At 37.4% G+C, this 19,157-nt stretch carries 18 protein-coding genes; 9 read left to right on the top strand and 9 right to left on the bottom strand.

The genetic code is table 11. From position 1 onward, the window contains the following. Nucleotides 1–28: 28 nt before the first annotated feature. The 4 genes from pflA to focA form a co-directional block, all read right to left on the bottom strand. Complete coding sequence (pflA, locus tag CKV78_RS01700; protein ID WP_005764672.1) at nucleotides 29–769, bottom strand: pyruvate formate lyase 1-activating protein; 741 nt, start codon at nucleotides 767–769, stop codon at nucleotides 29–31. A gap of 141 nt (nucleotides 770–910) precedes the next feature. After that, entirely contained in the window at nucleotides 911–2,944 is a 2,034-nt protein-coding gene (locus CKV78_RS01695; RefSeq protein WP_005764673.1) for an autotransporter domain-containing protein, read from the bottom strand. 172 nt (nucleotides 2,945–3,116) lie between these two features. Next, complete coding sequence (pflB, locus tag CKV78_RS01690; protein ID WP_005764674.1) at nucleotides 3,117–5,441, bottom strand: formate C-acetyltransferase; 2,325 nt, start codon at nucleotides 5,439–5,441, stop codon at nucleotides 3,117–3,119. Nucleotides 5,442–5,543: 102 nt separating this feature from the next. Continuing rightward, nucleotides 5,544–6,395: a formate transporter FocA gene (gene focA / locus CKV78_RS01685; protein ID WP_005764677.1), complete on the bottom strand. Its 852-nt coding sequence runs from the start codon at nucleotides 6,393–6,395 to the stop codon at nucleotides 5,544–5,546. A 396-nt stretch (nucleotides 6,396–6,791) separates the two neighbouring features. On the opposite strand from focA, the gene hinT reads away from it, so the two are divergent. Genes hinT through rlmC form a run of 4 tightly spaced genes read left to right on the top strand, consistent with a single transcriptional unit; the run spans nucleotide 6,792 to nucleotide 9,750 of the window. After that, complete coding sequence (gene hinT, locus CKV78_RS01680) at nucleotides 6,792–7,142, top strand: purine nucleoside phosphoramidase (RefSeq protein ID WP_005764679.1); 351 nt, start codon at nucleotides 6,792–6,794, stop codon at nucleotides 7,140–7,142. Further along, on the top strand, nucleotides 7,142–7,501 hold the full coding sequence (locus tag CKV78_RS01675) for a YcfL family protein (RefSeq protein ID WP_005764681.1): 360 nt from the start codon (nucleotides 7,142–7,144) through the stop codon (nucleotides 7,499–7,501). The genes hinT and CKV78_RS01675 overlap by 1 nt, the downstream gene beginning before the upstream one ends. A 6-nt stretch (nucleotides 7,502–7,507) precedes the next feature. After that, nucleotides 7,508–8,566, top strand: coding sequence for a beta-N-acetylhexosaminidase (gene nagZ, locus CKV78_RS01670; RefSeq protein ID WP_032855632.1), 1,059 nt, complete (start codon nucleotides 7,508–7,510; stop codon nucleotides 8,564–8,566). A gap of 2 nt (nucleotides 8,567–8,568) precedes the next feature. Beyond that, nucleotides 8,569–9,750 carry a 23S rRNA (uracil(747)-C(5))-methyltransferase RlmC gene (gene rlmC / locus CKV78_RS01665; protein WP_032855633.1) on the top strand — a complete coding sequence of 394 codons (1,182 nt, stop codon included), beginning with the start codon at nucleotides 8,569–8,571 and terminating at the stop codon, nucleotides 9,748–9,750. Between the two features lie 63 nt (nucleotides 9,751–9,813). Here rlmC and pfkA read toward each other — a convergent pair whose 3' ends face one another. From pfkA to ung, 5 genes are all read right to left on the bottom strand, one after another. After that, nucleotides 9,814–10,779, bottom strand: coding sequence for a 6-phosphofructokinase (pfkA, locus tag CKV78_RS01660; RefSeq protein ID WP_005764686.1), 966 nt, complete (start codon nucleotides 10,777–10,779; stop codon nucleotides 9,814–9,816). Between the two features lie 110 nt (nucleotides 10,780–10,889). Beyond that, nucleotides 10,890–11,789, bottom strand: coding sequence for a cation diffusion facilitator family transporter (locus CKV78_RS01655; RefSeq protein ID WP_005764688.1), 900 nt, complete (start codon nucleotides 11,787–11,789; stop codon nucleotides 10,890–10,892). Beyond that, the gene (locus tag CKV78_RS01650) at nucleotides 11,789–12,355 is read right to left on the bottom strand and encodes a hypothetical protein (protein WP_005764691.1); all 567 of its coding nucleotides are present in this window, start codon (nucleotides 12,353–12,355) and stop codon (nucleotides 11,789–11,791) included. Before CKV78_RS01650 ends, CKV78_RS01655 begins: the two co-directional genes overlap by 1 nt. A 1-nt stretch (nucleotide 12,356) precedes the next feature. Continuing rightward, entirely contained in the window at nucleotides 12,357–13,133 is a 777-nt protein-coding gene (gene yaaA / locus CKV78_RS01645; RefSeq protein ID WP_032855634.1) for a peroxide stress protein YaaA, read from the bottom strand. Between the two features lie 14 nt (nucleotides 13,134–13,147). Further along, the gene (gene ung / locus CKV78_RS01640; RefSeq protein WP_005764695.1) at nucleotides 13,148–13,816 is read right to left on the bottom strand and encodes a uracil-DNA glycosylase; all 669 of its coding nucleotides are present in this window, start codon (nucleotides 13,814–13,816) and stop codon (nucleotides 13,148–13,150) included. A gap of 287 nt (nucleotides 13,817–14,103) precedes the next feature. Between ung and grcA the strand changes: the two genes are divergently transcribed. The 5 genes from grcA to era all read left to right on the top strand — a co-directional run bounded on the left by grcA (nucleotide 14,104) and on the right by era (nucleotide 19,128). Beyond that, nucleotides 14,104–14,487, top strand: a complete 384-nt coding sequence (gene grcA / locus CKV78_RS01635) for an autonomous glycyl radical cofactor GrcA (protein WP_005764698.1) — start codon at nucleotides 14,104–14,106, stop codon at nucleotides 14,485–14,487. Nucleotides 14,488–14,697: 210 nt separating this feature from the next. Further along, nucleotides 14,698–16,494, top strand: coding sequence for a translation elongation factor 4 (gene lepA, locus CKV78_RS01630; RefSeq protein WP_005764700.1), 1,797 nt, complete (start codon nucleotides 14,698–14,700; stop codon nucleotides 16,492–16,494). Between the two features lie 10 nt (nucleotides 16,495–16,504). Beyond that, on the top strand, nucleotides 16,505–17,527 hold the full coding sequence (gene lepB, locus CKV78_RS01625; protein ID WP_005764702.1) for a signal peptidase I: 1,023 nt from the start codon (nucleotides 16,505–16,507) through the stop codon (nucleotides 17,525–17,527). Nucleotides 17,528–17,533: 6 nt separating this feature from the next. Continuing rightward, nucleotides 17,534–18,211, top strand: coding sequence for a ribonuclease III (rnc, locus tag CKV78_RS01620; RefSeq protein ID WP_005764704.1), 678 nt, complete (start codon nucleotides 17,534–17,536; stop codon nucleotides 18,209–18,211). Further along, complete coding sequence (gene era / locus CKV78_RS01615; protein WP_005764705.1) at nucleotides 18,208–19,128, top strand: GTPase Era; 921 nt, start codon at nucleotides 18,208–18,210, stop codon at nucleotides 19,126–19,128. Before rnc ends, era begins: the two co-directional genes overlap by 4 nt. The last annotated feature ends 29 nt before the right edge of the window (nucleotides 19,129–19,157 follow it).

Below are 19,157 nucleotides of genomic sequence, written 5' to 3'. Positions count from 1 at the left end.
TATTTACCTTTTTATACATTTATAAATCTTAATACTTAACAATATGTCCATATCCTTCAAGGATCGATTTAATATGTTCTAAAGACTCCTTTGTTGGTGGAGAAACATTTTCAAGTTCATATTTCTCTCCCATTGCTTCCCACTTGTGCGCACCTAAACGGTGATAAGGTAACAACTCTACTTTCTCTATATTTTTCATATCTTTAATGAAATTACCTAACAAATGGATATCTTCATCTGCATCGGTATAGCCAGGCACAACAACATAACGAATCCAAACAGGTTGATTGCGTTTTGCTAAATATTGTGCAAACTCGAGTGTACGTTTGTTTGGCACACCAATTAAATTTTGGTGAATTTTATCATTCAATTGCTTGAGATCGAGTAAAACAAGATCGGTAACATCAATTAACTCATCAATAACGTGATCATAGTTACGCACAAAGCCGTTTGTATCTAAACAAGTATGAATACCTACATCTTTACACGCTTTGAACCAATCACGAACGAATTCTGCCTGTAATACAGCTTCACCACCTGATGCTGTAACTCCACCACCTGATGCATTCATAAAATGACGGTAAGTAACCACTTCTTTCATCAATTCTTCAACTGTAATTTCTCTGCCACCATGTAAATCCCAAGTATCACGGTTATGGCAATATTTGCAGCGCATTAGACAGCCTTGCATAAATAAAATAAAACGAATCCCTGGTCCATCTACAGTTCCACAAGATTCGTAAGAATGAATTCGTCCCACTGTTGTCATAAATAATCCTTCAAAATTTTTTGCATATTATAATCGAAATTAAAGGGATTTGTTGTGAATTATTCAATGCTTAGAGAAAAAACAACCCAATCTCTGACAGCTATCAAACATTGGGTTATGGAGAAAAGTGCGGTCTATTTTTTAAAATTCTAAACCAACACCCGCGTGGAAATTCGTCTTAGATAAATTGTGCTTGTAACCTAAATCTTTGCTTAGACCAATGTTGGTATAAAAACCAGTATTTAATGGTTTCCACTGTAAGCCTGCTTGAACATTAACCCAAGATTTATCCTCTGGCGCTAACTTGGTAATAAATCGGCTGCCGTTAAAACCAGTTTGTACAGATGCAAGATCTTTATTCCACTCTTTTACAAAGCGTGTCATCAAATAAGGTTGGAGACTGTCACCTTTATAGCTAAAGCTCACGCCAGTACCTGTTTTTAAACTGTGTACATGACGTTCTGCAAATTGCATTTTCATTAGACCAGCTTCATTTGTGCCAAAAGCATCAAGTGCAGTTTTGGTTTTGCTAATATCACCAATCAGAGCAAATGAGTATTTGTCCCACTTCAGCTCATAACCACCAAAGAGTCCCATACTTAAACTTTGCGAAGTTGGTTCTGCGGTTTGTAAATGCGTTGAGCGACCAATAAAATTAGTTCTGTTTGTTTTAAAACGCGAGTTATTGACTTGTAATGAGCTACCTAACCACCATTGTTCTGCATCATAGCGTAACGATGTACTTAAAGCGCGACTTTTAGCGCGAATATTCGTTTGCCCTTCTTGTACCTTTTGCTCTTGATGACTCACTAAAGCAGAAAGCTGCCATTGTGGATTAAATTGCACTTTTACACCAACGTGTAAATTATCACCACCTTGTACTTTTTGATAAGAAACAATTGTGTCAACTGTTTGTTCTGCTTGTTTACTTAAACGGTTACGATTACTTTCAGTGCGTGCAAAATCCAATGCAACATCAGATTGATATTGTGCCATTATTGTTAATGCCCCCATTTCTTTTGGTGCATTTAATACATTTAGAATATAATCTGACATTGCTTTGTGAGCTACTGGACCGGGGTGGAAACTGTCTGCAAAAAGCTTACCATCTGCAGATTTTTGATCCTCAGGAATACAATCAGAACCTTTAGTAGTAGGAATACTTTCTTTACAAGCAACACCTGTTGTATTCGTTAAACCATATACTGTAGGACGTTCAATCATATCTTTTAAGAAGGCATCTGTATCAATACGAACTACACTGCCCCCCGCTTGATTTAAGGCGCTTGTGATACTTGCATTCAGTAATGTTGTAGCAAGTGCCGCTTGCTGTAGAACATTTTGATACTGCTCAGTTAGTGTTTTGAGCATAAATTCTTCGTTGTAACCAGCAATGATTAATGGATATTTCCACCAACCAAGTGCATCATAAAAACCTTTTGTACTTTCGCTCAATGTATTTAAGCGAAGCTCATTAAAATCTGTCGTATTATGGCTCGGTTGCTCTAAAATATTTTGAACTGCTTTCTTGAAAGCATTAGTAAAATAAGAAGCATCCAAAACATTTTTAGACATTACATTAATTTGCTTTCCTGCAGCTTCACCCAGTTTATCAAAAAACTCTGGTGTATAAGTCACATTGGGGATCGTTGGTGCGATAACAGTATTAACGCCAGCTTGCTGTAACATAGCCCATTGTTGTGCCATTGTTTGTGCCATTTGCTGAATACTTTGCATCACATAGGTTTGTCTTTCAGCTTCAGTTTTAGTCATTGCCTCAGCCAATACTGTCGCTAAATCATTACCACCTGCCCATATTACGTGCAATGCTTCTTTTTTCACATTACTATTTAAATAGGCTTTCACTTGTGTAGAAAGATCTAAATTTGGCTGTTTTGAAATATTCTTATTATTTGAACCAACAATCACTCCACCACTATATGCATAGTTTGTGCCACCTTGTGAAGATGCTTTTAAGTTACTACCTAATGCGTTTGCTAAATGTTCACCATAAAGTAAATTTAAAGTGCGGTCTGTTTTAAAATAAGTTGCTTTTTTATTCCAATCTTTTTGACCCACATCACTCAAACTATCCCCAAAAACTACGACATCCTGAGCAAAAGCGGAAGTGCTAATTGCACACAATAACGCAAAAGAAATCTGATTTAACTTCATTAGAAAATCCTTGTAAAAATAAAAACTTGAGGAGTTTAAAGGAAAGAGAAAGTATATGGCTAGACAGACCTCTGCTGGTATGAACAGTTTGTTTTCTTAACAGGTCTAATTTGTGGTTATAAAAAAACCTCTGCATTAAGCAGAGGTTTTTGTTTGAGAGAATAAAGAGGAATTACATCGCTTGAGTGAATGTACGAGTAATTACGTCTTGTTGTTGCTCTTTAGTTAATGAGTTGAAACGTACTGCATAACCAGAAACACGGATAGTTAACTGAGGATATTTCTCTGGGTTTTCCATCGCATCTAATAGCATTTCACGGTTCATTACGTTCACGTTTAAGTGTTGACCACCTTCGATTGTTGCTTCGTGGTGGAAATAACCGTCCATTAAACCTGCAAGGTTACGTTTTTGAGCTTCGTAATCTTTACCTAATGCATTTGGTACGATTGAGAAGGTGTATGAAATACCGTCTTTCGCATACGCAAATGGTAATTTAGCAACAGATGTTAATGAAGCTACCGCACCTTTCTGGTCACGACCGTGCATTGGGTTCGCACCTGGTCCGAATGGTGCACCTGAACGACGACCATCTGGAGTATTACCTGTTTTCTTACCATAAACCACGTTAGATGTGATAGTAAGTACAGATTGTGTCGGTGTCGCATTACGATAAGTACCCAATTTTTGGATTTTCTTCATAAAGCGTTCAACTAAGTCACAAGCGATTTCGTCTACACGGTTATCGTTGTTACCGAATTGTGGATATTCACCTTCGATTTCAAAGTCGATTGCTACGTTTTTCGCGACACCAACAACTTCGCCAGCTTTGTTTTTGATTTCAATGTCGCCACGAACTGGTTTCACTTTCGCATATTTAATTGCAGATAATGAGTCTGCTGCCACAGAAAGACCTGCGATACCACAAGCCATTGTGCGGAATACATCACGATCGTGAAGTGCCATTAATGCTGCTTCATATGCATATTTATCGTGCATAAAGTGAATGATGTTCAATGCAGTCACATATTGTTTTGCTAACCAATCCATAAAGCTGTCTAAGCGAGTCATTACATCTTCATAATCTAAGTATTCGCTTGTAATTGGATCAGTTTTCGGTCCAACTTGGTCACCAGATTTCTCATCCACACCACCATTGATTGCGTATAATAAAGTTTTCGCTAAGTTTGCACGAGCACCGAAGAATTGCATCATTTTACCAACGATCATTGGTGATACACAGCAAGCAATCGCATAGTCATCGTTTTGGAAGTCAGGACGCATTAAGTCATCGTTTTCATACTGAACAGATGAAGTATCGATAGATACTTTAGCTGCATAGCGTTTGAAACCTTCTGGTAATTTTTCAGACCAAAGAATTGTTAAGTTTGGTTCTGGAGAAGGACCCATTGTGTAAAGGGTGTGTAAGATACGGAAGCTGTTTTTGGTTACTAATGTACGACCATCTAAGCCCATACCTGCCAATGTTTCAGTTGCCCACATTGGGTCACCAGAGAATAATTGATCGTATTCTGGAGTACGTAAGAAACGCACCATACGTAATTTCATTACTAAGTGGTCAATTAACTCTTGAGCTTCTTGTTCTGTGATTTTACCTGCTTTTAAGTCACGCTCGATATAGATATCTAAGAATGTAGAAACACGACCGAATGACATTGCCGCACCGTTTTGAGATTTAACTGCTGCTAGGTATGCAAAATAAGTCCATTGAACTGCTTCATGAGCATTAGTTGCTGGACCAGAAATGTCATAACCATAAGATGCTGCCATTTCTTTCATTTTGCCTAAAGCGCGGTGCTGTTCTGCGATTTCTTCACGTAATTGAATTGTTGCTTGGATATCTTCGCCACGCTCTAATTTGTCTTGTAATGAAGTAAATTGTTTGAATTTATCTTTCATTAAGAAGTCTGCACCGTAAAGTGCCATACGACGATAGTCACCGATGATACGACCACGACCGTAAGCATCTGGAAGACCAGTAATTACGCCTGATTTACGGCAACGTAAGATATCTGGAGTATAAACATCGAATACACCTTGGTTGTGTGTTTTACGATATTCAGTAAAGATTTGTTCAACTTCAGGTTTTAATTCGCGACGGTAAACTTTACAAGAACCTTTCACCATATTGATACCACCAAACGGCATAATTGCACGTTTTAAAGGCGCATCAGTTTGAAGACCAACGATTTTCTCTAAGTTTTTATCAATATAACCCGGAGCATGAGAAGTAATTGTCGATGGAGTGTCACAGTCGATATCATACGGCTCGTGAGTTTTATTCTCAACTTTGATTTTCTCCATTACATCATTCCATAATTTTGTCGTCGCTTCAGTTGCATCAGCTAAGAATGACTCATCACCTTCATACGGAGTGTAGTTTTTTTGGATAAAATCACGAACGTTCACTTCAGTTTGCCACTCACCAGCTGCAAACCCTTCCCAAGCTTTTTGTTGAGCTTCAGTTAATTGACTCATATTAAATTACCTTCTATTAATTAGAATAAAATCTTCGATACTTACGCAAAGGTGATCAAAACAGCTTAAAAACTGACCGCACTTCGCAACCTAAACTATTTTTTAATGAGGGCGATTAATGTACCATTGTGCTAATGCTACACAGCAAGCACCACCCACTATGTTCCCCAACGTCACGGGAATTAAATTTTTTACAACAAAATGATAAACATCTAAATCTGCAAATTGAGCTGAATCCATTGCAATTGCTTGCCAAAACTCAGGTGAAGCGAAGTGTGCAATCATCATTCCCATTGGGATCATAAACATATTCGCCACGCTATGCTCAAATCCAGAAGCAACGAACATTGCAATTGGTAAAATCATAATGATGGCTTTATCTAATAATGTTTTACCTGCGTAAGTCATCCACACTGCGATACACACCATAATGTTACAGAAAATGCCTAGTGCAAAGGCTTCTGTCCACGTGTGATGAATTTTATGTTGTGCTGTTTTTAAAATCGTTAAACCCCATTGCCCGTGAGCCGCCATAATTTGGCCTGCAAACCAAGTGAGCAATACAATAAAAATTGCGCCGGTAAAATTACCGAAATACACTACGACCCAGTTGCGTAGCATTTGTGTTGTTGTAATTCGTCCGCTTGCGCGAGCAACGGCTGTCATTGTTGAAGATGTAAAGAGTTCTGAGCCACAGACAACGACCATAATTACACCAAGAGAGAAAACAATACCGCCAACTAATTTGGTTAACCCCCAGGGTGCATCACCGCTTCCAGTTTGAGTAGTTGCGTAAAAGACAAAGGCAATCGCAATAAATGCGCCTGCAGGAATAGCAGAAAAGAAAGAATAGATTTGTTTTTTTGTGGCTTTATAAACACCGACATCTTCGCCAATCTGTGCCATACCAGCTGGCGGCACAATGCAGGTTGACGTTGAATCTTCAGTTTTCATTGGAAATCTCCCATAAATGAATACTTCGTAATGCGAGTTGATTCACTATATTAAAGTCGAAATCATTAAGCATTTAAAAAAATTTTATTTTTTATAATTTTTGTTAATTATAGGGAGTTTTAATTCAAAATGAAAGCGTTTTCCAGCTCAAAAAACACTCTAACCAAAATTTTCTTAAGCTAGATCAAATTCCGCAATAATGTTATTATAAATCAATATTTTAACAATAAATCAAACAATATTTAACATTAAATTAACATTTCATATTTTAAGCAATTTTAGGCGTATATGTATCCTAAATATGCAGAGGGTTTCTGGCTTGAAATAATTGCCATTTTACCCATTTTCTGTTAAAAAGTGCGGTGTGTTTTTACAAAATTTAGAAGGATAAACAAGATGGCAGCAGAAACAATTTTCAGTAAAATTATTCGTAAAGAAATTCCCGCAAATATTGTTTACCAAGATGAGCTAGTCACAGCATTTCGTGATATTTCACCACAAGCTAAAACACATATCTTAATTATTCCAAACAAACTGATTCCAACAGCCAATGATGTCACTGAACAAGATGAAATCAGTCTTGGTCGTTTATTCACTGTCGCAGCAAAACTAGCGAAAGAAGAAGGGATTGCAGAAGACGGCTATCGTTTAATCGTGAACTGTAATAAACACGGCGGTCAAGAGGTTTTCCACTTACATATGCATCTTGTTGGTGGTGAAACATTAGGCAGAATGTTAGCAAAATAATGAAAAAATTTACCGCACTTTTATTTTCAATTACTCTACTTGTTGGCTGTGGTTCAAATCAGCCAGCAAGCTTAGTGCATACCCATCAGCCAATTTTAAATATTGAAGCTGATGCTAATGCTGTCATAGAAGCAGAAATAACAACCAATTCAGCTTGGATAAAAAACAAAACCGATCATAACATCAATATTGATTATCAATTATTTTGGTATGACAAATTAGGCGTAACACAACAACATTCGTTCCTTTCTGAACAAAAATATTCATTGATGTTACAAGCTAATGAACAATATACCATTCCTTTAACTAAACCAACAGCAGAAAGCCAAAACTACCGCTTATACATTCGTTTAAAATAGGTGTTTATGTCCACATTATTGATCGATCTTGATGGTAAAGAATTAAGCCAAGAAGAAGTTGAATTATTAGAGCACCCTCTTGTTGCGGGCTTAATTCTATTCACCCGCAATTTTCATAATAGAGAACAAATGCAGGCACTTGTGCGTGATATTCGTCAGCGTGTGAAAAAGCCGTTATTAATCACTGTCGATCAAGAAGGTGGACGCGTTCAACGTTTTAGAGAAGGCTTTACACAATTGCCAGCAATGCAAGCATTTGCGACATTGTTAAACGACCCAATTCAGCAAACAGAAATGGCAAAACAAGCAGGCTGGCAAATGGCTGTAGAAATGACTGCTCTTGATATTGACCTCAGCTTTGCGCCGGTTTTAGATCTTGGTCATCAATGCAAAGCCATTGGTGATCGCAGCTTCCATACACAAATAGATAAAACAATCACACTTGCTTCTTCATTTATTGATGGAATGCATGAAGTAGGAATGTCAGCAACAGGTAAACACTTTCCGGGGCACGGACACGTGCTCGCTGATTCTCATTTAGAAACACCTTATGATGAACGTTCCCAAAAAACAATTTTTGAACAAGATATTCTACCATTTCAAAAACTTATTCAGCAAAAACAGCTTGATGCGATTATGCCTGCACACGTAGTTTATACACAATGCGATCTACAACCTGCAAGTGGCTCAACTTATTGGTTAAATTCAGTTTTGCGCCAACAACTCGGCTTCAACGGTGCAATTTTCTCTGATGATTTAGGAATGAAAGGTGCTGGCTTTATGGGTAATTTTGTGCAGCGTTGTGAGCAATCTTTAGATGCGGGTTGTGACTTACTTCTCCTTTGTAATGAACGTGAAGGTGTAATTCAAGTATTAGATAATCTCAAACTTCAAGAAAAACAACCGCACTTTGAATTGCGCCAGCAACGTTTACACCAATTATTCAAACGTAAATCAATTCGTTGGTCTGAACTTGAGGCAACTTCACGTTGGTTAGAAAATCAGAAAAAATTGACCGCACTTCAACAAGATTGGCTCGACTACAAAGCCAAAAATAACTGTTAATTATGCCATCAACTCATTTACCTTTAGCCTTGCCTTGCCAACATTATCAGCAGGGCCATTGTCAGTCTTGCCAATGGTTAGCTTTCCCTTATGCAACACAGCTCGACAAAAAACAGCAGCATTTAAAACAACAGCTTGCGCATATTGATTGTAGCCAAACGCAATGGGAAGCACCTTACGCCTCTGAATTACAAGCATTTCGTAATAAAGCCAAAATGGCAGTAAGCGGAATGGTGGAGCGCCCTATTTTGAGCCACCCACAAAGCATCACTGATTTAACAGATTGCCCGCTTTATCCTACCCATTTCGCTCAGATTTTTTCGGTGTTAAAAGATTTTATCGCACGTGCAGGCTTAGTACCTTACAACATTACAAAGCAAAAAGGGGAATTGAAATATATTCTATTGACCGAAAGTCAAATGGACGGTGGTTTAATGTTGCGTTTTGTCTTGCGTTCAGAAACCAAATTGCCGTTAATTCAACGTGAATTTGCAGGTTTAATGGCAAAATTGCCACAATTGAAAGTAGTGAGTTTAAACATTCAACCGCAACACGCTGCCATTTTAGAAGGGGAAAAAGAGATTTTCCTCACAGAACAACAAACATTGCCAGAGTCCTTTAACCAAATTCCACTCTTTATTCGTCCACAAGGTTTTTTCCAAACCAATCCGAAAGTAGCGGAAGGTTTATATCGCACAGCTCAACAATGGATTAAAGATTTACCAATTACTCACCTTTGGGATTTATTTTGTGGAGTCGGTGGTTTTGGTTTGCATTGTGCAACCGTGTTACAGCAAACAAATCCAAATAAAGACATTGAATTAACGGGGATTGAAATTTCAGCTTCAGCCATTGCAGCAGCAACACAATCTGCACAGCAATTAAGCTTAAAAAATGTGAGTTTCCAAGCGCTTGATGCCAAGAATTTTGCGTTTGAACAAAGCAAAACACCGGATTTAGTGATTGTAAATCCGCCTCGTCGAGGTATTGGCACAGAATTGGCACAATTTCTAAATAAATTAGCACCGCACTTTATTCTGTATTCCAGTTGCAATGCCGAAACAATGGGGAAAGATTTAACGGAATTGACCGACTATCAATTACAAAAAATTCAATTGTTTGATATGTTCCCGCACTCACATCATTATGAAGTACTTTGCTTGTTAGAACGAAAAACTAAATAGTTTTTTCAAGACATAAAAAACGGTGGAAATTTCCACCGCTCTTTTTGTTTTTGGTTTACTGAATTAATCTAAACGTTTAGAAAGTGCTAACCAGTCTGCTTTAAATTCACGACGCATATTGTTGATCGCATCGATAATATCGTGGTGAACAAGCTGTTCGTTTTGGATACCAACACAATAACCGCCTTTACCTTGTAATAAAAGATCCACTGCATAAACCCCCATACGAGAACCTAAAATACGGTCAAATGCACAAGGAGTACCACCACGTTGAATATGCCCTAGAACTGTTGCGCGCGTTTCGTGTTTTACACGTGCTTCGATTTCTCGTGCAAGCTCATTCACATCACAAATTAATTCGGTAATAGCGATAATTGCGTGACGTTTGCCTTTGATAATACTACGCTCAATCTGTTGAATTAATTCTTCACGGTTAAACTCAACTTCAGATGCTACAATATATTCACAACCACCTGCGATACCCGCAGAAATAGCAAGATCACTACAATGGCGTCCCATGATTTCCACAATAGAAATTCGTTGGTGTGAGCTTGAGGTATCACGTAAACGGTCAATTGCTTCAACAGCAGTTTCAAGCGCAGTTTGATAACCAATAGTATAATCAGTACCAGCAACATCATTATCAATCGTACCTGGAATACCCACACAAGGGAAACCATGTTCTTCAGTTAATAATTTTGCGCCCATGTATGAACCATCACCACCGATAACTACTAATGCATCAATCCCATGAGAACGTAAAATTTCTGCACATTTTGCACGTACTGCAGGGTCTTTAAATTCAGGGAAACGTGCGGAACCTAAGAAAGTACCACCTCGGTTAATCATATCTGATACGCTATAACGGGTAAGTTGTTTAATTTTATTGTGATATAAGCCGTAGTAACCTTCATAAACACCATAGACTTCTAAACCTTCAGAAAGGGCCGTACGCACAACGCCACGAATTGCGGCATTCATTCCCGGTGCATCACCACCACTGGTTAATACTGCTATTTTTTTAATCATAACTTATACCTTACTTTAAAATAAAAAATGAATCGAAAAACGTCGCTAAGATTACACTATTCAAATGCTCTGCTCTAGCAAATTTTATTAAAAATCGAACTGGATTTGATCTAGTTCGTATTTTCCAATTTTTCAGCTTGAACCACACTGGTAGGCTCATGATGAATTACGATATCAACCTTATCAAAGGCAGCTCGTAAACGTTCTTCCAAATGTTCTGTAATGTTGTGAGCCTCTAAAAAAGAAAGGTGATCATCAAGCTCTAAATCTAGTTGAATAAATTTAACTACACCCGATTGTCTAGTTCGCAAATCGTGAAAACCGAGAATACGCGGATCCGACAAAATAATCTGCTCAATTTTCTCAATTTCATTTTCTGGTAATGCAATATCCAATAATAATTGCACTGCATCAAAAGACATTTTTATTGCACTAACCAAAATATAAACAGCAATAATCACTGCGGCCATCGCATCAACCAGAATAAAACCGTGTATACTTAAGATCAAAGAAATTAAAATACCGATATTCATTAGCAAGTCAGTTTGATAATGTAATCTATCTGCTTTTATTGCTGGGCTATTGGTTTCAGCAATCACTTTACTTTGGTAATACACCAAAATACAAGTAGCTAAAATAGCAAATAAGGTGACCAACAAACCCACTTCAGTATTTTCTAAGGGTTGGGGCTCATCCAAACGCTGAATACCCTGTAATAGTAAGAAAATTGCTGAACCTGAAATAAACATACCTTGTCCTAATGAAGCCAAAGGCTCTGCTTTTCCGTGTCCAAAAGAATGGTTATCATCGGCAGGCATTAAAGAAAAGCGTAGAATCAGTAAGTTCATCAATGAAGCAAATAAGTCTAAAGTGGAATCCACAATAGAAGCTAACATTGTTACCGCACCTGTTTGCCACCAAGCAAAGCTTTTTATACTAACTAACATCAGTGCAGTGAATACTGCAAAATTAGAGGCCTTTTTAATCTGTTCGGCATATACATCAGCCATTATTGGCAACCCCAAGCCCAATCAAGTTTGCGAAGTTGTTTAAGCTCTTTTTCTGCAACATATTTTTTCAGGTAACGAACTACTTTTTCATTGCTCATATTACGAATTTTTTTAGTTTTCGGTACTTTCAAAGAATACTGATACTGCACGAAGCCACAATTCAGCATATTTTTGCCTTTTGCAACATCCACCTGCCAATCATTATTTTTAACTGTTGGTTCATAAATTACAAAGGCATATAAATCACCATTTTTTTGTTGGAACTTAAAATGTTTCACACCTGTATTGCTATAAACGCGTTTACGTAATGCAATACGATCATCCAAACTCTGCTGCATATAGTTGCGATCGTGTAATAATTCCACCGCACTTTTCCAAGTTTCTAAACTATCTTTTTTCTCCAAATAGAAAAAACGTGCTATAGAGCCAAGATCTTGCTGACCAGTAAGAAAATAAGTGTGTTTTTTATATTCAATTTTTTCTGGTATAGACAATTTTGGTGGTGATACACAAGCATTCAACAATAAAGTTAAAAATACAGTAAAAATAAAAGTGTTTTTTTTCATATTATTCCGCCAAATCACGTTTAAATATGAATTCTGTTGCAGTTGAACTTGTTGCATCAAACCAATAACCACCCAAATCAAAATCCTGTAACTGCTCAGCATTAGTTAAACGATTTTGAATAATATAGCGACACATTAAACCTCGCGCTTTTTTCGCATAAAAGCTAATTACTTTATATTTGCCATTTTTATTATCTAAAAAGACAGGCTTAATAATAGTCGCATTTAATTGGTTTTCTTTAACTGATTTATAATATTCGTCAGAAGCTAAGTTCACTAATATATTATCATCTTGTTCATCAATGGCTTGCTGCAAGGAGTTAGTAATCACGTTGTCCCAAAAAGCATAAAGATCTTTGCCTTTTGGGTTAGTTAATTTTGTTCCCATTTCAAGGCGATAGGGTTGCATAAAATCTAATGGTTTGAGCAAACCATATAAACCTGAAAGTATACGCAAATGCTGTTGTGCAAAAAGCACATCTTCTTCAGATAAAGTCTCAACTTCTAATCCAGTGTAAACATCACCTTTAAAAGCATAAATTGCAGCGCGTGAGTTTTGCTCATTATGCGGTTTTTGCCATTCTGCAAATCGTACAAAATTCAATCCTGCAAGCTTATCGCTAATTGACATTAAAGAGCCAATATCTACTGGTGAAAGCTTGCGACAAACCTCAATTAATTGTTCACTATAATCCGTTAAGTGCGGTTGAGAAAATTCAAATTTTGGTACCACACTTTCAAAATCTAAGGTTTTTGCAGGTGAAATAATCGCTAACATAATCTTTTTCCCTATTAAATCGAGGCTAATTGCCACTGGATTGGTGATAAACCTTGCTCAACAAGGTATTGATTGGCTTTTGAAAAATGGCGGCAGCCTAAAAAACCACGATGTGCTGATAATGGTGATGGGTGGGGGGCTGTCAACACAAAATGTTTATTGCGATCAATAAATTGCCCTTTTTTCTGTGCATGACTGCCCCATAATAAAAATACAATTTTCTCACGTTGCTCATTCAATGCAGCAATCACTTTATCCGTAAAAATTTCCCAACCAAAATTAGCGTGTGAATGCGCTTTACCTTGTTCAACCGTTAACACGGTGTTAAGCATTAAAACCCCTTGCTCAGCCCAAGGGACTAAATAGCCGTGATTTGGTATTTGAAAACCTTCAATATCTTGGGTTAATTCTTTATACATATTCATTAGAGAAGGCGGTGGTTGAATACCTGGTTTAACAGAAAAGGCTAATCCATGTGCTTGATTTGCTCCATGATAAGGATCTTGACCTAAAATGACTACTTTAACTTGATAAAATTCAGTCAGTTGGAAAGCACTAAATACTTCACTTGCTGGTGGATATACGACTATTCCAGAGGATCGTGCTTGATGAATTTGTTCTAGAATATGTTTAAAATAAGGTTGTTCCTTTTCTATCCCAATCACATCTTTCCACGTTTTCATTTTATTCTCCCCTAGCTGAAATGCAGATTATAAATAACCTATCACAAAATTGATAGCTAGATTGAGCGCTTTATCACCCAAATGTTAAATATATGTTTAAATTTTGTTAAATAAAAACTAATTCAAATCATATACTTAACAAATAAATTTGATTTACATCAAATTTTGAAAATTAACTGAGAAAAACACCTTGGTCTATGTCAAAAGAATTTGAAATCATCAAAATTTTTGATAAAATTCTGTACAATTTAAACTGATTAACAAATCGCCAAATTAGGAGGCATACAATGATTAAAGGTATTCAAATTACTCAAGCAGCTAATGACAACTTACTCAACTCATTCTGGTTATTAGATAGCGAAAAAGGTGAAGCACGTTGTTTATGTGCAAAAGGCGAATTCACTGAAGATCAAATCGTTGCAGTAAGTGAATTAGGTCAAATCGAGTATCGTGAATTACCAGTTGACGTTGCTCCAACTGTAAAAGTTGAAGGTGGTCAACACTTAAACGTGAACGTATTGCGTCGTGAAACATTAGAAGATGCTGTAAACAACCCAGAAAAATATCCACAATTAACAATTCGTGTTTCTGGTTATGCTGTACGTTTCAACTCATTAACACCAGAACAACAACGTGATGTAATCACACGTACTTTCACTGAAAGTTTATAATTTTTCATTTCCTTTCCATTAAGGATCGCGCTCTTACCTTTTAGGTGGAGCGCTTTTTTATATAAGCTTACTCTTAAATCTCCTGCCTTAGAAAAAATTTCATAATATTTGACCGCACTTCTCAGCTATTACTAGCGAATAACATAATATTCAGGTAGAATCTTCCAGTTTAACTTTATCGAATTTTTATACATAAATTGATTTTTTAATATGAAGAATATACGTAACTTTTCTATTATTGCACACATTGACCACGGTAAATCCACATTATCAGACCGTTTAATTCAAACTTGTGGTGGTTTATCTGATCGAGAGATGGAAGCACAAGTGCTTGACTCGATGGATCTTGAGCGTGAGCGCGGTATCACAATTAAAGCACAAAGCGTAACTTTAAACTACATAGCAAAAGATGGCGAAACTTATCAATTAAACTTCATTGATACGCCAGGACACGTTGACTTCTCTTATGAGGTATCTCGTTCATTAGCGGCTTGTGAAGGAGCATTATTAGTTGTCGATGCAGGACAAGGTGTAGAAGCTCAAACCCTTGCTAACTGCTATACTGCAATCGAAATGAATCTAGAAGTGGTGCCTATTTTAAACAAAATTGACTTGCCGGCTGCAGATCCTGAGCGTGTTGCCGAAGAAATCGAAGATATTGTCGGTATTGATGCGATGGAAGCAGTTCGCTGTTCAGCAAAAACGGGGCTTGGAATTGAGGATGTATTAGAAGAAATCGTCCATAAAATTCCAGCACCTGAAGGTGACCCAAATGCACCATTACAAGCACTAATTATTGACTCTTGGTTTGACAACTACTTGGGTGTTGTGTCTTTAGTACGCATCAAAAATGGTACATTACGCAAAGGAGATAAGATCAAAGTAATGTCGACAGGACAATCTTACAACGTTGATCGTCTTGGTATTTTCACACCAAAACAAGTAGATACCACTGTATTAAACTGCGGTGAAGTAGGTTGGGTTGTTTGTGCTATTAAGGATATTTTAGGCGCACCAGTAGGTGATACGCTTACATTACACAACAACCCAGCATCTTCTGTATTACCAGGCTTTAAAAAAGTTAAACCACAGGTTTATGCAGGCTTATTCCCTATCAGCTCTGATGATTATGAGGCTTTCCGTGATGCATTAGGCAAATTGAGCCTTAACGATGCATCATTATTCTATGAGCCAGAAAACTCAACCGCACTTGGCTTCGGTTTCCGTTGTGGCTTCTTGGGTCTATTACATATGGAGATCATCCAAGAGCGTTTAGAACGTGAATACGATCTTGACTTGATTACTACAGCTCCAACAGTAGTTTACGAAGTAGAAAAAACCGATGGTGAGGTGATTTATGTGGATAGCCCTTCAAAACTTCCACCATTAAATAATATTGCAGAAATTCGTGAACCAATTGCAGAATGTAATATGTTATTGCCTCAAACCTATTTAGGTAATGTGATTACTCTTTGCGTGGAAAAGCGCGGTGTACAAACTAATATGGTCTATCACGGTAACCAAGTAGCGTTAACTTATGAAATTCCAATGGGGGAAGTAGTCTTAGATTTCTTCGATCGCTTAAAATCGACCTCTCGTGGCTATGCTTCACTAGATTATGGTTTCAAACGTTTCCAAGCTGCAGATATGGTGCGTGTTGATATTATGATTAACGGAGAGCGTGTTGATGCCCTTGCGTTGATTGTTCACAAGGACAATGCTCCTTACCGCGGTCGCGAGTTAGTAGAAAAAATGCGTGAATTAATTCCACGTCAACAATTCGATATCGCAATTCAAGCAGCAATTGGTAACCACATTATTGCTCGTTCGACCGTAAAACAATTACGTAAGAACGTATTAGCAAAATGTTATGGTGGTGATGTAAGCCGTAAGAAAAAACTATTACAAAAACAGAAGGAAGGTAAAAAACGTATGAAGTCTTTGGGTAACGTTGAAGTACCACAAGAGGCTTTCCTAGCGATTTTACACGTAGGTAAGGATAAATAAGGAACACATTATGTCGAACGTATTCCTCGTCATCTTATTGGTAGTTTGTTTTGGATTGTGGAAAGTGCTGGACTATTTTGCACTACCAAACACATTTTCAATTTTATTGATAATTTTAACCGCAGTTTCTGGTGCATTATGGTGCTACCACCGTTTTTCTATCTTGCCAAAACGAGCAAGGCAAATTACACGAACAGAACAACGATCTGGCAAAACACTAACTGCAGAAGAAAAAGCTCAAATCGAACCAATTTCTGAAGGTTCAGAGTTTTTATCTTCTCTATTCCCTGTCTTAGCTTTTGTTTTGATCTTACGTTCATTTTTATTTGAGCCGTTCCAGATTCCTTCACCATCTATGGAGCCAACATTGCGTATTGGTGATTTCCTCATCGTGAAAAAATATGCTTACGGCATTAAAGATCCTGTATTCCAGAATACTATTATTGAAACTGGTAAACCTGAACGTGGTGATATAGTAGTCTTTAAAGCACCTACTCAGCCAAATGTAGATTACATCAAACGTGTTGTCGGTGCACCAGGTGATAAAATCTACTACAACGAATACACTCGCCGATTAAGCATTATTTATGGCAAAGATGGCAAAGAGTGTACAGAAAACTGCGTACAAAAAGACTTTAGCTATACTGACCCCACAGAAAATCATGAATTTAGATTCCTAGTAGGACGTGATCATAAAGGTGAATATTTATACGGACCTTCGCCATTAGAATCCACGGAAACAGGCGATATTTCACACAAAATTCATTGGTATCCAGAACCAATTTCGGAAGGTTTCCGCTACAAAGCATATCGCTCGCAAAATAATTATGTGACTGAATGGGTTGTCCCTGAAGGCGAATATTTTGTAATGGGTGATAACCGAAATAATAGTGAAGACAGTCGTTTCTGGGGATTTGTACCTGAGAAAAATATTGTTGGTAAAGCGACTTATATTTGGTTAAGTTTAGACAAACAGCAAGATCAATGGCCAACAGGAATTCGCTTTGATCGACTATTTACTGAAATTAAGTAGTTATTAATGAATAAAAATTTAGAACGCCTACAACGAAAACTTGGTTATTCATTTAACCAAGTTTCTTTGTTAGAACAGGCACTTACACACCGCAGTGCCTCTATAAATCATAATGAGCGCCTAGAGTTTTTAGGCGATGCGATTTTAAATCTGACCATCGCAGAAGCTTTGTACCATCAATTCCCAAAATGCAATGAAGGTGAATTGAGTCGTATGCGTGCAACATTAGTGCGTGAACCTACTCTCGCCATTTTAGCCAGAAAATTTGAACTTGGTGATTATTTATCGCTAGGACCAGGTGAATTAAAGAGCGGTGGTTTTCGTCGCGAATCTATTTTAGCAGACTGCGTAGAGGCGATTATTGGGGCGATATCGCTCGATAGCAACTTACCGAAAACGAGCAAAATAGTTTGCAATTGGTATAAAAGCTTATTAGAAGAAATTAAGCCAGGCGATAACCAAAAAGATCCTAAAACTCGTTTACAAGAATATTTGCAAGGCAAACGCTTACCACTTCCTAACTACAATGTAGTTGATATCAAAGGGGAAGCCCATTGCCAAACTTTTACCGTTGAATGTTATGTAAAAAATATTGACCGCACTTTTATTGGTATTGGTGCAAGCCGTCGTAAAGCAGAACAAGCAGCGGCAGAAAAAATTTTACAACTATTGGAAAACAAATGACCGAAACAAACACTACAGATAACACCAAAACCTACTGTGGCTTCATTGCTATTGTAGGCCGCCCTAATGTAGGAAAATCAACATTGCTGAATAAAATCTTAGGGCAAAAAATTTCAATTACCTCTCGTAAAGCACAAACGACTCGTCACCGCATTGTTGGTATTCATACAGAAGGTGCTTATCAAGCCATTTATGTGGATACACCAGGATTACACATCGAAGAAAAACGTGCGATTAACCGTTTAATGAATCGCGCAGCAAGCAGTGCAATTGGTGATGTTGATTTAATTATTTTTGTTGTTGACGGTACACATTGGAACGAAGATGATGAAATGGTGTTGAATAAATTGCGTGCAGCAAAAACACCCGTTGTTCTTGCGATCAATAAAATTGACAACATCAAAAATAAAGAAGAAATGTTGCCATTTATTACTGAACTTTCAAGTAAATTTGGCTTTGCTCATGTTGTACCAATTTCAGCGCAAAGCGGTAAAAATGTTAATGAATTAGAGAAAATCGTGCGTAATTCATTGCGTGAAGGTATTCACCACTTCCCTGAAGAATATGTTACCGACCGCTCACAACGTTTTATGGCGTCTGAAATCATTCGTGAAAAACTTATGCGCTTCACAGGTGATGAATTGCCATATTCTGTGACAGTAGAAATTGAACAGTTCAAGTTAAATGAACGTGGCACTTACGAAATCAACGGGTTAATTCTTGTTGAACGTGAAGGTCAGAAAAAAATGGTCATCGGCAATAAAGGGCAGAAGATCAAACAAATTGGTATTGAAGCTCGTTCAGATATGGAACGTTTGTTTGATAATAAAGTTCACCTAGAATTATGGGTGAAAGTGAAATCTGGCTGGGCTGACGATGAGCGTGCATTACGTAGCTTAGGCTATATGGATGAATAAAAGCTTTCTCTAAAATAGATAAATAAAAG

Origin of the sequence: Pasteurella dagmatis (assembly GCF_900186835.1) — a bacterium.
GTDB classification, from domain to species: Bacteria; Pseudomonadota; Gammaproteobacteria; order Enterobacterales; family Pasteurellaceae; genus Pasteurella; species Pasteurella dagmatis.
This window is presented reverse-complemented; position numbering and strand designations above follow the sequence as displayed.

What these genes read in the sequence shown, in the direction of transcription:
- pflA (WP_005764672.1), bottom strand. Translation starts at nt 769, where the DNA reads ATGACAACAGTGGGACGAATTCATTCTTACGAATCTTGTGGAACTGTA.
- CKV78_RS01695 (WP_005764673.1), bottom strand. Translation starts at nt 2,944, where the DNA reads ATGAAGTTAAATCAGATTTCTTTTGCGTTATTGTGTGCAATTAGCACT.
- pflB (WP_005764674.1), bottom strand. Translation starts at nt 5,441, where the DNA reads ATGAGTCAATTAACTGAAGCTCAACAAAAAGCTTGGGAAGGGTTTGCA.
- focA (WP_005764677.1), bottom strand. Translation starts at nt 6,395, where the DNA reads ATGAAAACTGAAGATTCAACGTCAACCTGCATTGTGCCGCCAGCTGGT.
- hinT (WP_005764679.1), top strand. Translation starts at nt 6,792, where the DNA reads ATGGCAGCAGAAACAATTTTCAGTAAAATTATTCGTAAAGAAATTCCC.
- CKV78_RS01675 (WP_005764681.1), top strand. Translation starts at nt 7,142, where the DNA reads ATGAAAAAATTTACCGCACTTTTATTTTCAATTACTCTACTTGTTGGC.
- nagZ (WP_032855632.1), top strand. Translation starts at nt 7,508, where the DNA reads ATGTCCACATTATTGATCGATCTTGATGGTAAAGAATTAAGCCAAGAA.
- rlmC (WP_032855633.1), top strand. Translation starts at nt 8,569, where the DNA reads ATGCCATCAACTCATTTACCTTTAGCCTTGCCTTGCCAACATTATCAG.
- pfkA (WP_005764686.1), bottom strand. Translation starts at nt 10,779, where the DNA reads ATGATTAAAAAAATAGCAGTATTAACCAGTGGTGGTGATGCACCGGGA.
- CKV78_RS01655 (WP_005764688.1), bottom strand. Translation starts at nt 11,789, where the DNA reads ATGGCTGATGTATATGCCGAACAGATTAAAAAGGCCTCTAATTTTGCA.
- CKV78_RS01650 (WP_005764691.1), bottom strand. Translation starts at nt 12,355, where the DNA reads ATGAAAAAAAACACTTTTATTTTTACTGTATTTTTAACTTTATTGTTG.
- yaaA (WP_032855634.1), bottom strand. Translation starts at nt 13,133, where the DNA reads ATGTTAGCGATTATTTCACCTGCAAAAACCTTAGATTTTGAAAGTGTG.
- ung (WP_005764695.1), bottom strand. Translation starts at nt 13,816, where the DNA reads ATGAAAACGTGGAAAGATGTGATTGGGATAGAAAAGGAACAACCTTAT.
- grcA (WP_005764698.1), top strand. Translation starts at nt 14,104, where the DNA reads ATGATTAAAGGTATTCAAATTACTCAAGCAGCTAATGACAACTTACTC.
- lepA (WP_005764700.1), top strand. Translation starts at nt 14,698, where the DNA reads ATGAAGAATATACGTAACTTTTCTATTATTGCACACATTGACCACGGT.
- lepB (WP_005764702.1), top strand. Translation starts at nt 16,505, where the DNA reads ATGTCGAACGTATTCCTCGTCATCTTATTGGTAGTTTGTTTTGGATTG.
- rnc (WP_005764704.1), top strand. Translation starts at nt 17,534, where the DNA reads ATGAATAAAAATTTAGAACGCCTACAACGAAAACTTGGTTATTCATTT.
- era (WP_005764705.1), top strand. Translation starts at nt 18,208, where the DNA reads ATGACCGAAACAAACACTACAGATAACACCAAAACCTACTGTGGCTTC.